The 15,008-nt window shown below is 44.2% G+C and carries 13 protein-coding genes and 1 other annotated feature; of the genes, 6 read left to right on the top strand and 7 right to left on the bottom strand.

Annotated features, from left to right (window positions below; translation table 11 throughout):
• Window positions 1-203: 203 nt before the first annotated feature.
• From BLT53_RS00660 to dcuS, 4 genes are all read right to left on the bottom strand, one after another.
• Entirely contained in the window at window positions 204-1,151 is a 948-nt protein-coding gene (locus tag BLT53_RS00660) for an AEC family transporter (RefSeq protein ID WP_090232001.1), read from the bottom strand.
• A 113-nt stretch (window positions 1,152-1,264) separates the two neighbouring features.
• A complete protein-coding gene (locus tag BLT53_RS00655; protein ID WP_090231999.1) occupies window positions 1,265-2,962 on the bottom strand; it encodes an NAD-dependent malic enzyme in 1,698 nt (565 codons plus the stop codon).
• Between the two features lie 246 nt (window positions 2,963-3,208).
• Window positions 3,209-3,916, bottom strand: coding sequence for a response regulator (locus BLT53_RS00650; protein ID WP_090231998.1), 708 nt, complete (start codon window positions 3,914-3,916; stop codon window positions 3,209-3,211).
• Complete coding sequence (gene dcuS / locus BLT53_RS00645) at window positions 3,909-5,513, bottom strand: DcuS/MalK family sensor histidine kinase (protein ID WP_090231996.1); 1,605 nt, start codon at window positions 5,511-5,513, stop codon at window positions 3,909-3,911. Before dcuS ends, BLT53_RS00650 begins: the two co-directional genes overlap by 8 nt.
• A gap of 135 nt (window positions 5,514-5,648) precedes the next feature.
• Window positions 5,649-5,922 (top strand) — a binding site (T-box leader).
• Window positions 5,923-6,023: 101 nt separating this feature from the next.
• On the opposite strand from dcuS, the gene metG reads away from it, so the two are divergent.
• A complete protein-coding gene (gene metG / locus BLT53_RS00640; protein ID WP_090231995.1) occupies window positions 6,024-7,661 on the top strand; it encodes a methionine--tRNA ligase in 1,638 nt (545 codons plus the stop codon).
• Window positions 7,662-7,706: 45 nt separating this feature from the next.
• Here the strand turns inward: metG and blaOXA are convergent, their stop codons facing one another.
• A complete protein-coding gene (blaOXA, locus tag BLT53_RS00635; protein WP_090231993.1) occupies window positions 7,707-8,504 on the bottom strand; it encodes a class D beta-lactamase in 798 nt (265 codons plus the stop codon).
• Window positions 8,505-8,667: 163 nt separating this feature from the next.
• On the opposite strand from blaOXA, the gene BLT53_RS00630 reads away from it, so the two are divergent.
• A complete protein-coding gene (locus BLT53_RS00630; protein ID WP_170834179.1) occupies window positions 8,668-10,020 on the top strand; it encodes an aminotransferase-like domain-containing protein in 1,353 nt (450 codons plus the stop codon).
• A 73-nt stretch (window positions 10,021-10,093) separates the two neighbouring features.
• On the opposite strand, the gene melA is transcribed toward BLT53_RS00630, so the two are convergent.
• The gene (melA, locus tag BLT53_RS00625; RefSeq protein WP_090231991.1) at window positions 10,094-11,422 is read right to left on the bottom strand and encodes an alpha-glucosidase/alpha-galactosidase; all 1,329 of its coding nucleotides are present in this window, start codon (window positions 11,420-11,422) and stop codon (window positions 10,094-10,096) included.
• A 135-nt stretch (window positions 11,423-11,557) separates the two neighbouring features.
• Between melA and BLT53_RS00620 the strand changes: the two genes are divergently transcribed.
• Entirely contained in the window at window positions 11,558-12,454 is an 897-nt protein-coding gene (locus tag BLT53_RS00620; RefSeq protein ID WP_090231990.1) for a helix-turn-helix domain-containing protein, read from the top strand.
• 29 nt (window positions 12,455-12,483) lie between these two features.
• On the opposite strand, the gene BLT53_RS00615 is transcribed toward BLT53_RS00620, so the two are convergent.
• Entirely contained in the window at window positions 12,484-12,918 is a 435-nt protein-coding gene (locus BLT53_RS00615) for a MarR family winged helix-turn-helix transcriptional regulator (RefSeq protein WP_090231988.1), read from the bottom strand.
• Between the two features lie 171 nt (window positions 12,919-13,089).
• On the opposite strand from BLT53_RS00615, the gene BLT53_RS00610 reads away from it, so the two are divergent.
• The 3 genes from BLT53_RS00610 to BLT53_RS00600 all read left to right on the top strand — a co-directional run bounded on the left by BLT53_RS00610 (window position 13,090) and on the right by BLT53_RS00600 (window position 14,969).
• Entirely contained in the window at window positions 13,090-13,515 is a 426-nt protein-coding gene (locus tag BLT53_RS00610; protein ID WP_090231986.1) for an organic hydroperoxide resistance protein, read from the top strand.
• 116 nt (window positions 13,516-13,631) lie between these two features.
• Window positions 13,632-13,922 carry a putative quinol monooxygenase gene (locus BLT53_RS00605; RefSeq protein ID WP_090231984.1) on the top strand — a complete coding sequence of 97 codons (291 nt, stop codon included), beginning with the start codon at window positions 13,632-13,634 and terminating at the stop codon, window positions 13,920-13,922.
• Between the two features lie 51 nt (window positions 13,923-13,973).
• Window positions 13,974-14,969, top strand: a complete 996-nt coding sequence (locus tag BLT53_RS00600; protein ID WP_090231982.1) for an LLM class flavin-dependent oxidoreductase — start codon at window positions 13,974-13,976, stop codon at window positions 14,967-14,969.
• Window positions 14,970-15,008: the final 39 nt, after the last annotated feature.

The raw sequence follows: 15,008 nt of genomic DNA, 5'->3' as shown, positions 1-15,008 counted from the left end.
AAATTTTCAGATAACTTAATTGTATGCTGTAAAAATAGGACCAGGCAATAGACACAATGAGCTATTTTTACAGGTTTTGGATATTTTTCAACAGGGGAAAGTACTTTTCAAAAAGAAAAAAGTGCGCTATAATAAGTTTGTGAAAAACTGAGCATACTTTTTATGAACAACTCCCTCCGTGATCGGGAGGGAGTAAAAGGGCTCTACATTAACCAAGAGATATAAATCGGCAATGAAATTAACGATAAAATTGTACTGATAACAAACGAAGAAGCTGTTTCAGTAGATAAAGAATCAAAACGAGTAGATATCATAGCAGCAACGGCGGAGCCTGGAAATGCCACAAGCAAAATGGCCTTTACGGTATCAGCGTGATTAAGTCCGATCACGTTTGAAACCAAAACCATGAATAACGGAAGAGCTACTACTTTTAACACTGAAATGCCGACCGCAACTGGCTGGAAGCTGATTTTGCGGATACCGACCGTTACACCGACCGCGAACAGAGCGACACCAGATGTAACTGAACCAATTTGATCCAAAGCACTTTTCATCAGTTCAGGTGCCTGGAAACCAAACAAGGTCAAAACCACGGCAATCAATGGAATACAAGCCAACGGTTCACTCAGTCCATGAAGAATGATGCCCAGTTTGCCTGATTTCTCACCTTCTGCTTTTCCTTTGCCGCTTTGTCCGATGGTACCAACAATTGTAGCCAGTGGATCAAGCAGTGCATTGACCACAATACCAGTTACTGCAATCGGAATGGCCACTTCCTGAGCACCGAATAAACTTCCCAGAACGGAAATCCCCATGAAAGCAAATGCTGGCTGGGTGGAGTTCAATGAAAACATGGACGCTTTTGTTAAATCGTATTTAATGGCAAAACGGGCGATAATCAGCATAATGATGTAAAACCCGATAATACAAAGCGTCATTGTTAAAAAGAACGCCCATTGGCTGATCAGCGTTTCTTTGGATGTTGACGTAATTCCGATAAACAAGTGGGCTGGCAAAGCAAATTTGGTCACCAGTGTATTCAGGCCCTTCGAGGAATCTTTGTTAAAGACCTTAAAATAGCCGCCCATATATCCGATGATGATCGTAAAAAAGATCGGGATCAATGTTAAAAAAATACTCCCTATAGACATAATAACTGCACTTCACTTTCCCCTAAAATTGGCGTTGCTTAAAAATGGCAGGAAGAACTCGCCTTAGCTTTTTAATGAGGCGGAGGCAGGGTACTCCCTGAATAGGATAAACCTTACATCGCAAGCGTTGTGATGGTTTTGTATTCCGGTTTCCACATCGCTTCGGATACCGCCTGCTCAATGTCAGAACTATCGGCCGAGGCAATGCCTTCTGCGATTGCTGTCTTAGCCACTTCAATGGCCACAGCCTTCGAAACCTCATGAAGCTGGTCAATGGAAGGCAGAAGCGATGCACCTGGTGTACTGCTGTCCGACATTCCGGCTACCGCGTTTGCAGCTGCTGCCAGCATTCCTTTTGAAATAACTTTTGCTTTTGCGACAATTGCCCCAAGTCCCAGACCCGGAAAAACAAAAGCATTGTTGGATTGTCCAATTTCATAGGACACACCCTCATAATCAACAGGTTGGAACGGGCTTCCTGTTGCGATTAAGGCATTGCCGTTTGTCCATTTGATCAAGTCTTCCGGAGTCGCTTCTGCTAAAGGTGTTGGATTGGACATTGGCATAATAATCGGACGTTCCACATACTTAGCCATTTCTTTTACAACTTCCTCTGAGAACGCTCCTGCTTGTCCAGAAGTACCAATTAAGATGGTTGGTTTCACTTGTTTGATGACTTCCAATAGGGGAATAATGCCTTCTTCATTTCGTTCCCAGTCTTTCACTTCCTCCGCTTTTCGAGTGTAAGGCTTCTGGAATTTAAATACATCATCATCATCGGTAAGAAGGCCACGATAATCTACAGCCCAGAAACGGTCATAGGCTTCTTGTAGAGATAATCCTTCAAGCGTCATGGTCTCAACGATCTGATCTGCATTCCCGATTCCTGCAGCTCCCGGTCCAAAGACAAGAACCCGCTGATCTTTCAGAGGAACTTCCGTTACCTGAAGTGCAGACATGATGGCCGCGAGCGTCACTGCACCGGTACCCTGAATGTCGTCATTGAAGGTTAAAATCTGATCACCATATTTGTCGATGATGTTTCTTGCATTCACGTTGCCAAGGTCTTCCCAATGAAGCAGGACATCAGGGAAGAATGTGGTGGCCTTCTGAACAAATTCATCAATAAAATCCTCATAGCGTTTGCCGCGAACCCGGCTGAATTTGTTACCGATGTAAAGAGGATCTTCAATCAACGCCTGATTATTGGTACCTACATCGAGCACAACCGGAAGCACACGGCTTGGATCAATTCCTGCAGCTGCAGTATAAACGGCCAATTTGCCAATCGCGATGTTAATACCGCCCACTCCCTGGTCACCAATCCCCAAAATACTTTCGGAATCTGTTACAACAATCAGGTCAACACCGCTTCCTGCAAGATTCAGATTTTCAAATGCCTGATCCATACCTTCAAGATCATCAATGGAAAGATACAGTCCACCTGGACGGCGATATTCATGTGAGTACCTTTGAATCGCTTCCCCGACCGTTGGCGTATAGATAATAGGAAGCATTTCACTTAAATGATCCTGAAGCAATCGATAAAAAAGAACTACATTTCGGTTGTATAGATCATAAAGAAGTCCATTTTTGCGGATATTGCTTGTTTGAGCAGAAAACTGTTCATACGCACGCTTGGCCTGCTCATCCAGGTTCAGCACTTGAGATGGCAGCAAGCCCTGCAGACCCAGCGTTTCCCTTTCCTGCTTTGTAAAAGCAACGCCTTTATTGATAAAGGGGTTGCTGAGAACCTCTTTCCCCTTCAAGGTTGTTTTGAGAACTTTTCTTGTCATAACTGCATTCGTCATGAAACATCCTTCTTTCTAAAAAGTTTACTGAAGCATAACCAAAATAAAGAACAGCTGCGATTCGAACCTCAGCCATTCACCTATCAAAAAAACGTATATTCAGCCTGTAATCAGTCAGGCTTATTACAGCGGTATACACTTCATTTTTACTTGTATTATGTTAGTAGCATTACGCACATTCCACCAGTTTATTTCACTTAGTTAAGCATTATGTAATTAAAAAAAGTAAGCAGCGGGAAGGGCTGCTTACAAATAATGGTGAATTCTATGCGTTTGATCTTCTTTAAGGGTATGCTGTGAAACCGGCCGTCCAACTGTTCCATAATGAATGTTAACCTCAAGCAAACCTATGTCGCTTAAAAATTTGAGGTACTTTCGCACGGAAACCCTGGAAATCCCTGTTTGGGACACAATATCATCTGTTGAGAATGCCGTAGACCTTAATTGTTCAATAACGTCCCAGATGACTCTAAGCGTTTCCTGTGATAAACCCTTTGGCAATTCTTCGGGAAGCAGTTTGTCCTCTTGATGGTGAATCAGCTGATCCAGTTCTTCCTGGTTTAACGTCTTCTGGTCCTTCCAAGAAAGCGACTTTTCCCTATAGGAAGACAAAGCCGCATTAAAGCGCTGGAATTCAAACGGTTTGATTAAGTAATCAACCGCCCCGAGCCGCATGGCCTTTTGGATTCTTTCTTTATCCGATGCTGCAGAAATAACGATCACGTCTATCTCCTTCTCACTTTTACGTATATACCCAAGAAGGTCGAGACCGCTTTGCCCAGCCATAAAAATATCGAGTAAAAGCAACTCTACACTGTGATTCTCCAGTTCCTTCATCGCCTCTTCTGCAGAACGGCAGATGACAGCCGCTTCGAACCCTTCAATTTGTTCAAGATAACGCTTGTTAAATTCCGCTACCATTGGATCGTCTTCCACAATCATTACCCTAATCATCCTGTATCCCCTTTGCTTTATATGGAATATAGACCACAAATTTCGTTCCTTCCTCTACTTTTGAAGAGTAGTCCAGCTCCCCTCCCAATTTTGCCAGACTTTCCTTCAACAAATGCAAACCTATACCCCTGTTTTCTCCTTTTGTCGAGTATCCTTTATTAAAAATGTTATCCAAATCGGCCGTTGAGATGCCCGTTCCGGTGTCGCGCACTTCGATGGTTAATATCTCGTCAGCATAATCAAACATAACGTGTATGGATTTTACCGGCCTTTTCTCGACCGCATCCACAGCATTATCGATTAAATTCCCGACGATCGTAATCAATTCATGGGTGATTTCCGAGTCAGCAGGTTCCGGCAAGGGAAAATCGGAGGATACATTCAATCGTGCTCCCCTTTCCCGTGTATGACTCATTTTCCCGATCAAAAACCCGGCCAGTACCGGATCTTTAACGTACTCGGTTATGGAATTCATCTCATCCCTGCTGCGTCCTACAAGTTCACTGATATATTGGGATAATTGATCATAATCCTTCATGTGTACCATGCCAAGGATGACGTGGAGCTTGTTCATGAATTCATGCGATTGTGATCTCAGCGCTTCGGCATACATTCGCACGCCGGTTAATTGAACAGCCAGCTGCTGGACTTCCGTCTTGTCCCGGAAGGTTGATACTGCACCGACGATTTGATCATTCACGATGACCGGCAATCTGTTTACCAAAAGATGCGTGCCCTTTAAGTCCATCTCTTCATTCAGGTCTTCCTTCCCTGTTTTCAGTACTTTTTCCAGCTTCGATGCCGTAAAAAAGTACTCCGCCTTCTTCCCAAACGGATTATCGGGAATGCCTGCTTTTTTTAATGTATTCCTCGCCGCTTTGTTGACAAGGGTAATCCTTGATTCAGGATCAACAGCGATAATTCCTTCATGAACCGACTGCAGGATGGCACTGCGCTCTTTCAACAGTTTGGCAATCGCGACCGGCTCGAGCCCGAACAATATGGTTTTAATATATCTTGCCAGTAAAACGGCGCCAAGAATACCGGCTAAAATTCCAAAAAGTGTACCGGTATATATATTAAGCCTGTTTTTTATTACAGCTTCCTGAACGGTTTGTAATGAGATGCCCACAGCCACAGCTCCTACCTGTTTGCCTTTTTCATCATAAACCGGAGTAAACGAACGCAGCGATCTCCCCAAAGTTCCTTTCGAAATGGAAATATGCTCTTTTCCTTTTAGAACCTGTCCCTCATCTCCACCTTCGAACTTACGGTTAATCTTGGAGGGATCCGGGTGGGATTTGCGGATTCCTTTGTTATCCATGACAACAATAAACTCCACACCTGTTGCTTTTCGAATCTTATTGGCGTAGCTTTGCACAGACCCTTCCGGATCTTTTCCTGTCAAAGCCCCCATAACCAGAGGAGTACGGGCAACAGTACGTGCAATATTCTCCGCTTTTTCACCCTGGCTTTTTTCAATCGTTTCGGAAACTGTGCGGCTGATCAGAATATCCGTTACAAAAAGCGAGAGCGCCACGACTCCGCAAACCAGGATCATAATGGTGAACTGCAGGCTCCATTTCCCTTTTCTCATATCTCTACACCTCTTGGTTGGATCAGTGCCTTTGTTTTATTATCCATTCCCATAGTTTACTTCTTTTACCCGAATATACAAAGGCTTTCACTGAAAGAGAATAACCTGTTATAATAAGGAAACAATTCCTTTATAAAAAAAGCGATGATGAGAAAGAGTAGAATCTAACCATTTTTACACAGAGAGCTTCGGCAGCTGAAAAGAAGCAATAATGAAGATTCGAACATGGTCTCAGAGCTCTGTCCTGAAATCAGAACCTTGTAAGTAGGGAGCAGCGAGTGGTGGCACTTGTTATCAAAACCACAGTATACGAGTGCTCTTTTTACTCACTCCGTACTTGCTGAGATGACAGGCGCAAGCCTCTCATGAATAAAGGTGGTACCACGGGCAGACCGACCCCGTCCTTATCTGTTTTTTAGATATGGGCGGGTTTTTTGTTGTTTAGTATGAATAACAGCAGCTCCGGGAAAGGGTAGTACGAACCGGGCTCAACAATGAGGAGGAATACTGATGGCTATTTTTATTGGAGGGGCATGGCCCTATGCGAACGGATCTCTTCACACAGGTCACATTGCAAGCTTGCTGCCCGGAGATATACTGGCGCGTTATTACCGGTTAAAAGGCGAAAAGGTGCTGTATGTATCAGGCAGCGACTGCAACGGAACCCCCATTACGATCAGGGCAAGACAGGAAGGCATAACACCGGCGGAAGTAGCGGACCGCTATCACACGGAGTTTGAAAATAGCTTTAACTCGCTAGGATTCTCGTATGACTGTTATACCCGCACAGACCATCCTCATCATCATAAAATTGTTCAAGAAATCTTTCTTTCTCTATACAAGGGAGGATACATTTATTCTAAAGAAATCGAACAGGCGTATTGCGAAACCTATGAACAATTTCTTCCTGACCGTTATGTCGAAGGCACCTGTCCGGTTTGCGGAAGCCATGCACGGGGAGATCAATGTGACAACTGCTCGACGATCCTTGATCCGGCAGACCTCCTTGACAGAACGTGCAAACTTTGCGGAAAGCCACCCGTCTTCAAGCGGACCGATCATCTATACTTTGCTCTCCGCTCCTTTCAACAGGTACTCGAAAAAGATGTGGAAGAAGCAGATAAGAAGCACGCCTGGCGTACTAATGCCATCCAGCTGACCAAACGTTATCTGCGGGAAGGGCTGATCGACCGGGCCGTTTCGCGTGACCTTCCTGTAGGTGTTCCAGTTCCGATTGAAGGCTATGAAGATAAGAAAGTTTACGTGTGGATTGAAGCGGTTTCCGGATATTACTCTGCCAGTAAACTTTGGGCGCAGCTGACAGGGAAAGATGATTCTCTGTTCTGGCAGGAGGATACCGTAACCTATTATGTACATGGCAAAGATAATATTCCCTTTCATACCGTTATATGGCCGGCGATCCTGCATGGAATTGAGAATCCTGCCCTTCCCCGGCATATCGTTTCGAATGAATACTTGACATTGGAAAAGAAAAAGCTTTCAACCAGCAAAAACTGGGCAGTATGGGTTCCGGATCTTTTAAAACGATATCATCCCGATTCCATTCGTTACTTTCTGACGATCAATGCACCAGAGAATCGTGACACCGATTTTTCATGGCGTGAGTTTATTTACAGCCACAACAGTGAACTACTTGGAGCATACGGGAATTTCGTTAACCGCACCTTGAAGTTTATCGAAAGGTCGTTCCAGGACCGAGTTCCGGATGGAAAAATCGCCAGCATTGCAATAGACGAGCTGCCTCCTCTCTATGATAAAATTGGCTCTCTTATCGAAGGATCGCGCTTTAGAGAAGGACTGGACGAGATCTTTTCCTACATCCGTTCTGCCAATAAATATTTTGATGAGCAGCAGCCCTGGAAGCAGATCAAGGATGAAGATCAAACAGGGGTCAACGGGACACTCGCCACTTGTGTGGTTATCATTGCTAATCTCGCACAGCTTCTGGAACCCTTTTTGCCTTTTTCCAGTCAAAAAGTACGTGAGGCGCTCAAGCTGGACGGTGGTGCATCATGGAAAATGGTTACTCCAAAAGATATTGTTGTTTCCGGCGTATCCCCGCTGTTTGAACGAATTGACCTTAAGCAAATTGATGAAGAACTTAGCCTACTGGGAATATCACGATAACTCTACAAGAAAAAGGACGAACAAAACCCGTTCGTCCTTTTATTCTTAGTCTTTAATAATTTTCAAGTCTTTCAGTTCCTCTAAAGTAATGGTCTTTGCCACCGTACCGCTGTTGTCTACATTGGTGGCAAACGCCCACTTCCCCTTCTTGGTTTCGACATATCCGGAATACCACCCTAGTCCCATATCAGATAAACGTGTGCCCGTTTTTCCATGGATAACGTACGAATCAGCTTCCTCATTAATCATGATTCTTTTAACGGTTCTCATCACCTGTTCATCAAAAGGAAGCTTTTCTTTGACGAGTCTCTCCATAAATTGAACCTGTTCCAATGCGGAAATCTTTAAACTGCTGCTTAACCAAAAATGATCAATTCCACCACTGATGTCCCGGTTTCCATACCCAACTCTTGTGACATAGTCTTGCATTCTCTCTTGTCCTATATCACGAGCCATGTCCTGATAATACCAAATGACAGAATACCTCATTCCGGATGCGAGTGTATGGTCTCTGTTCCAGTCCGGAATCTCACGAGTAATCCCGTCCCATCGCTTCACTTCATACTCATCTCGTACCGCTTTGGCTTGGAGGCCAATCAGTGCATTGAGCACTTTGAATGTTGATTCCGGAGTAAAGCGCTCCTTGCTCCTCTTCGGATTAAAAATATAGGTCTGCCCCGTTTTGAGGTTCTTGATCACGGAAGTTCCTTCTGTATGATTAAATACCGTTCGATCATCCAGCTTCTTTTCCTTCAGACCACTTGCCGAAGTAAATTGAATGCCAATTGTACCTGAAACAAGCAAGATTACAAAGAATAACAGAACTCTTTTTAAACCTTTCATCTCTTTATCTCCTATGTTTTAATTTCCGCAGTGCAGGCCTTCACTCCGGCTACAAACTTAGCTCACTAAATCTGATATCTAAAGTATACTTGTACATAGCGGCAAGAAAAACTACACTTTTGAGTGGCTGTACCCATACAGATACAAAGGGGGTTACCAGAGTATGAAGAAATATGTAGAGATAATGGACATGATACACAACAAAGTGATTCAGGGTGAGTTTGCTCCAGGAAGCCGGCTTCCTTCCATCCGGGCACTTTCAGAGGTTGCTTCATGCAGTATCAATACGGTAATAAAAGCATACCAGGAACTTGAACAGCGGCATGTCATCTATTCTGTCCCGCAAAGCGGGTACTACGTAGTTAAAGATCACCGTCCGGTATTGAAGAGATCTGAAGATGAGCCATTGATTGATTTTCATTCTGCGGGACCCGACTACAAACTAATGCCGTACATCGATTATAAGCATTGTATAAACGAAGCGATTGATTTTTATAAAGAAAACATGTTTGCCTACTCTGACATCCAGGGACTCCCTTCTCTTCGTAACGAACTGGCACAGCAATTGCAAGAGCTTCAAGTATTCACCAACCCTGATCGGATTATAGTAGTAACCGGTTCTCAGCAGGCGCTCCATCTCCTCATCTCACTTCCTTTCCCGAATGGAAAGCATGCCATTTGCGTTGAACAGCCGACCCATCCCAGCATGATAGAGTCCCTGCGTCACCAGAAGGCGAGAACGATAGGTATCGAGATTCACAGAGACGGTCCTGATTTGCAGCAATTGGAGTATTTTTTTCAAAACGAAGATATTAAATTTTTTTATACCGTTTCACGATTTCACAATCCGACCGGCTACAGTTATTCAAATAAACAAAGAAAAAGAATCGTTGAGCTCGCCCAGAAATATGATGTATTTATCGTGGAAGATGACTATATGGGAGATTTGGACCACAACAAAAAGCAAGATCCGATGTTTGCTTTTGACCCATCCGGAAGAGTGATCTATACAAAAAGCTTTTCCAAGGTGCTCCTCCCCGGCTTACGGCTTGGTTTAGCCGTCCTTCCTGAGTCATTAAAAGAGAACTTTCTACGGGGAAAATTCGGAATGGATGTCCATACCCCCGTTCTTACTCAAGGGGCACTTGAAATTTATTTAAAAAGCGGAATGTACGGAGCTCATATTGGTAAATTACGAAGTTTATATCATCAAAAAGGAAAAATTGTACAGCAGTCTTATCAACATTACTTACCATCAAATACTGTCTATACAGGTTCTAACTCTGGATTTTATTCAAGTATTCAGCTGCCCTATCCATTAAAAGCAAACCCTTTTATTCACCGTGTAAAGAAAGATGGAGTCTTGCTGGAAAGCATGGAGGAAATGTATTTGCCTGATTTCAAAAAGTTTAATACCGTGCGGCTCAGCGTCTCTCAGGTTGATAAACATCTGATCCCCAAAGGGATTCAAAAAATCGGAAAAGCAATTGAAGTGCTTCTAAAAAGCCAGGTATAGACAGAGCAAAACGGGTGGAAGAATTCAACCCGTTTTGCTCCCGCTATGAGCCTTTAACCCATTTTTTTATGGATTATGAATTAATGGTTTCTGCCTCTTCTTTGGAAAAATCCGGAATCCAGTCTCCGTGCGCTTGAATGAGATCGTCACATAGCGCTACGATATCATCCAGTGATAGCTCTGCAGCGGTATGAGGATCCAAAAACGCTGCCTGGTAAAGGTTATCGCGGCTCCCCGTAACTGCTGCCTCAATTGTCAGCAGCTGTGTGTTGATATTGGTACGGTTAAGGGCTGCGAGTTGTTCCGGAAGCTCACCCATATAGCATGGTTTGATTCCGTTCCGGTCTGCGACACACGGAACTTCAACGACCGCTTTTGACGGAAGATTGGAGATCAAGTTTCCTACATTCAGCACATTTCCGGCAAATACAAACGGCTGATTCGTTTCCATTGCTTCGATAATCCTTGATCCATATTCATGTGAACGCACATGAGACAGCTGTTCATTTTCCACGATGCTGTCACGCATTTTATCCCACTCCGCGATCTGCTGCTCACATCGTCGTGGATATTCATCCAGCGGGATATTGAATTTGTCGATCAGTTCAGGGTAGTTTCTTTTAATAAAATATGGGTGGTACTCTGCATTATGCTCTGAAGACTCCGTCACATAGTAGCCGAATTTATCCATCAACTCGAAGCGCACCATATCATTGTGTTTTTCTTTTTGCTTTTCCTTTGCACGGCGCTTGATTTCCGGATAAAGGTCTTCCCCGTTGCGTTTGATTTCCAAAAGCCACGCCATATGGTTAATCCCCGCAATGCGCTCTTCTATGCCATCTGCCGGAAGATCCAGCGATTGTAGTAAGTCTCTCGTACAAACCTGCACACTGTGGCAAAGACCGACAGCCTTTATGGACGTAAAGCGTAAAACAACTCCTGTCAGGGAGGCCATCGGATTGGTGTAGTTCAGAAGCCAGGCATCCGGGCATACGTTTTCCATGTCTTTTGCAAGATCAAGCATAACCGGGATCGTTCGCAAAGCACGGAAAATTCCGCCGATTCCAATTGTGTCAGCAATCGTTTGTTCCAGGCCATATTTTTTCGGAATTTCAAAGTCGATCACTGTGCTTGGTTTATAGCCTCCCACCTGAATCGCGTTTATAACATAGGAAGCTCCTGTTAAAGCGGGGATTCTCTCCGTATATGACTTAATCGTGACGTCAGATTTCAAATTCCTTTTAAGCTGGTTCAGCATGGCCTCTGATTCACTGAGACGTTTAAGGTCAATATCAAACAGCGCAAATTCAAAATTTTGCAGCGCAGGTGACAGCATGCAATCTCCCAAAACATTTTTGGCAAAAATGGTGCTTCCTGCTCCGATAAAGGTAATCTTTTTCATTACGCTCTCCTCCAACATGCAATTTATTGTTATCGTTTTTTTAAAAGATACTTGTAAGAATATTTGTTATACTCAATATTAAATCGCTTACATTCTATTATCAATGGTAAAAAACTGTTTTTGGAGGGTAATAAATTGCTGAACCAGGTGTTAGAGAAGCCATACGGCAATAGTGTATTTCAATATCGGAAAAAGGATATATCCATGCCCGCTAACTTGTGGTATGCAGGATGGGAGCTCCAAACCTCTTCCGCCTACCGGTGGAATGGGAATACAAGGAATGATGGTGATAACACATTTATCTTTCAATACACAACAAAGGGGGAAGGAAAGATCAGGGTGAATGAAACAACCTATTCTCTGTTTCCGGGAGACGCGTTTCTTGTGGATGTTCCAAGTGACCACGAATACTGGCTGCCGGATGAGAGCAGTGAATGGGAATTCATGTTTATCACCCTGGTGGGCGAAAGCACAAAAATGTGCTGGGAGGCATTCACGGAAAAAAGGGGACCCGTCCTCAAGATCCCCTACTCTTCCCGCGTGATTCAGCTTCTTCATCAAATCAACCAGGAAGCTGCCAACAAAGAAATCAAGGATGCCTATATGGCCTCAAGCCGCGCCTATGAATTTGTCATGGCCTTGCACCGTTTTGGCCAGGGGTATACCGAGGATACCGACTCCATGCCGGAAAGCTTGCAGCAGGCGATTACCCATATCCATCAAAATCTCGGCTTGCCTCTTCACCTGGAGGAATTGGCTGATGTGGCTGGCTTGTCCAAATTTTACTTTATCCAGCTGTTTCAATCCCACCTCCAGACAACCCCTATGCAGTACGTTACAAAAAAAAGAATCGAACAGGCAATGGCCCGGCTGTCGAATTCCACCATTCCGGTCCAGGAAATCTCGCGGCAAAGCGGGTTTGATACCCCGAATTACTTTAGCAAGGTATTCAGGCGGTATACAGGTGAATCACCGAGCAGTTTCCGTGAACGCACCAGACACCGCAAATTTACAAATGTATTTTTAGATTAAAAACCTCACTCCAGGCGGAATGAGGTTTTTTAATCTTTCTGAATGCTGTTGAGTATTTTTCCGAGTGATTTCTTTAATTGAAAAACCTCCTGGTCATCAAGATTCATATTTTCGAGCAAGGCGCCTGGTATACATGCCGCCTCCTCCTGCAGGGCTTCCCCTTTTTCTGTCAGAGAAACCATGACACTCCGCTCATCCTGTTTTGACCGCTGCCGAAAAATCAGCTCATGTGACTCCATACGTTTCAGCATCGGTGTCAGCGTACCCGAATCAAGGAATAATTTCTTTCCGAGTTCTTTGACCGAAAGTTTCTTCTGTTCCCAAAGCACCAGCAATACCAGGTACTGGGGATAGGTTACATCGAGCTTCTCCAGAAGCGGACGGTACTGTTTGGTCATCTCCCTAGCAGCAGCATAAACCATAAAGCAGATTTGATTTTCCAATTTTAATTGGTCCTGTTCCATTCTAACACCTCATTTCTCTTTTCAATTCCTTACTACACTATAATCCTTGAAAAAAGATGCGTCAAATTAAGTTGTGCAAAATTTAATTTTTGACAATTGTTTAGAGGTGTGTTAAATTATCGTCAAGCAATTAAATTGCACACAATATAAATGGTGAAGGAGAGATTTTTTATGTTAGATGCCTTATATACAGCAAAAGCAACAGCAGACGGTGGACGGCAGGGTAAAGTTAAATCCAGTGACAGCACCATCGACTTTTCATTGTCGATGCCAAAATCACTTGGCGGAAAGGAAGAAGCAGGTGCAACCAATCCTGAACAATTATTCGCAGCCGGCTATGCGGCATGCTTCGACAGTGCTCTTCAGCTTGCAGCCCGCCAGGCAAGAAAGCGGATTGAATCCAGCGTGACAGCAGAAGTCAGCATCGGGAAAGATACAGATGGGGGCTTTGGCCTTGCCGTCGCTTTACATGCAAAGGTGAAAGGAACAAGCCAGGAAGAAGCAGAGCAACTGATCGAACAGGCTCACCAGGTTTGCCCTTACTCTAAGGCGACTCGTGGAAATATTGCGGTTACTCTTCACGTTTCAGCAGAATAATAAAAAAGCCAGACTCTAAGTTATAGAGACTGGCTTTTTCATGGGCAAATCAAATGACTTTTTAAATCACGTCCGGTATAGTGGCATAAACAACCAAAAAACGGGAGGAAAGAATAATGAGTGCTGTTGCTGTTATAGCTACATTGAAAGCCAAATCAGGAAAAGAACAACAAACACAGGATGTATTGCTCAAAGTCATGAAACATTCCAGAAATGAAGAAGGCTGTCTTCACTATAACCTGCATCAAGAACAAGATAACCCGCAAACCTTTATGCTGTATGAACTTTGGAGCGGCCAGGAGTCCCTCGACCGCCATATGGATACAGCTCATTACAAAGCCTATCGGATTAACATCAAACCTCTTATTCATGATCGTCACGTTCATAAGTGGAATCAAATCGATTAAAAGCAGCCTTTTGACTGACTACATAAGACCTTGCGGGGAGGCATATTTTTCATGCACTTAAGCATACTTGATCAAGTCCCCATTTCTAAAGGACAAACCGCCTCAGAGACCCTGGTTCAAAGTGGCGAGCTTGCAATGCTTGCCGAACAATGGGGCTACAAGCGCTACTGGTTTGCTGAACACCACAGTACAAAAGGGCTGGCAAGCACAGCCCCTGAAATCATGATGGCACATATCGCCGCCCGGACGAAAACAATCCGTGTGGGTTCAGGCGGGGTGCTGCTTCCACAATACAGCCCTTTTAAAGTCGCTGAAACCTTTTTGCAGCTTGAAACATTGTATCCCGGGCGAATTGACCTCGGTGTGGGCCGTTCACCTGGAGGAACGATGAAAACGAGGCTTGCCCTGACTGACAGCATCAAAAAAAGCATGACGCAATTTCCCCGTCAGCTTCAGGACCTTACTTACTATTTGTCAGGAACTCTCCCTTCGGATCATCCTTACTACGGTATAAAGGCCGTCCCGTCTGTTTCTTCACCTCCCCCGGTTTGGGAGCTCGGTCTCGGAGAAAACAGTGCACTGCAGGCAGCTGAACTCGGAATTGGATATGTTTTCGGACACTTTATCGACCCTGACCGTGGACAGGAGGCATACAAAGCGTACTATTCAAATTTTGCTTCCTCCCCACTTCTTAAACAACCCGCCGCAGGGATTACGGCGATCTTTGTTATATGCGGGGCGAGTGATGAACATGCCGAAGAGCTGGCATTAAGCCAGGATTTATGGCTTCTTCGTGTGGAAAAAGGGCTCGACAGCAGACTCCCGAGTCTTGAGGAAGCGCACGCCTATTCCTATTCACAAGCTGATCGGAAAAAAATCAGGATCAATAGAAAGCGAATGGTGATTGGCTCATCCCAAACGGTAAAAGACCAGTTGGAAAGCCTGGCCGAACGTTATCAAACGAATGAGTTTATGGTGTTGACCAACCTTTATTCCTTTGATGAAAGAAAAAAATCGTATGAAAGGCTGGCAAATTGTTTTCTTTAATGATTCGGTTGCACAAAAAAGAGACCTTTTAGGGTCTCT

Source organism: Fictibacillus solisalsi (assembly GCF_900103485.1).
Lineage (GTDB): Bacteria > Bacillota > Bacilli > Bacillales > Fictibacillaceae > Fictibacillus_C > Fictibacillus_C solisalsi.
Note: the sequence above shows the minus strand (reverse complement) of the source record. Positions and strands in the feature narration are given on the sequence as shown.

Bases quoted from the DNA above. Each gene is read 5' to 3' on its own strand.
- BLT53_RS00660 (WP_090232001.1), bottom strand. From the start codon at position 1,151: ATGTCTATAGGGAGTATTTTTTTAACATTGATCCCGATCTTTTTTACG.
- BLT53_RS00655 (WP_090231999.1), bottom strand. From the start codon at position 2,962: ATGACGAATGCAGTTATGACAAGAAAAGTTCTCAAAACAACCTTGAAG.
- BLT53_RS00650 (WP_090231998.1), bottom strand. From the start codon at position 3,916: ATGATTAGGGTAATGATTGTGGAAGACGATCCAATGGTAGCGGAATTT.
- dcuS (WP_090231996.1), bottom strand. From the start codon at position 5,513: ATGAGAAAAGGGAAATGGAGCCTGCAGTTCACCATTATGATCCTGGTT.
- metG (WP_090231995.1), top strand. From the start codon at position 6,024: ATGGCTATTTTTATTGGAGGGGCATGGCCCTATGCGAACGGATCTCTT.
- blaOXA (WP_090231993.1), bottom strand. From the start codon at position 8,504: ATGAAAGGTTTAAAAAGAGTTCTGTTATTCTTTGTAATCTTGCTTGTT.
- BLT53_RS00630 (WP_170834179.1), top strand. From the start codon at position 8,668: ATGAAGAAATATGTAGAGATAATGGACATGATACACAACAAAGTGATT.
- melA (WP_090231991.1), bottom strand. From the start codon at position 11,422: ATGAAAAAGATTACCTTTATCGGAGCAGGAAGCACCATTTTTGCCAAA.
- BLT53_RS00615 (WP_090231988.1), bottom strand. From the start codon at position 12,918: ATGGAACAGGACCAATTAAAATTGGAAAATCAAATCTGCTTTATGGTT.
- BLT53_RS00610 (WP_090231986.1), top strand. From the start codon at position 13,090: ATGTTAGATGCCTTATATACAGCAAAAGCAACAGCAGACGGTGGACGG.
- BLT53_RS00605 (WP_090231984.1), top strand. From the start codon at position 13,632: ATGAGTGCTGTTGCTGTTATAGCTACATTGAAAGCCAAATCAGGAAAA.
- BLT53_RS00600 (WP_090231982.1), top strand. From the start codon at position 13,974: ATGCACTTAAGCATACTTGATCAAGTCCCCATTTCTAAAGGACAAACC.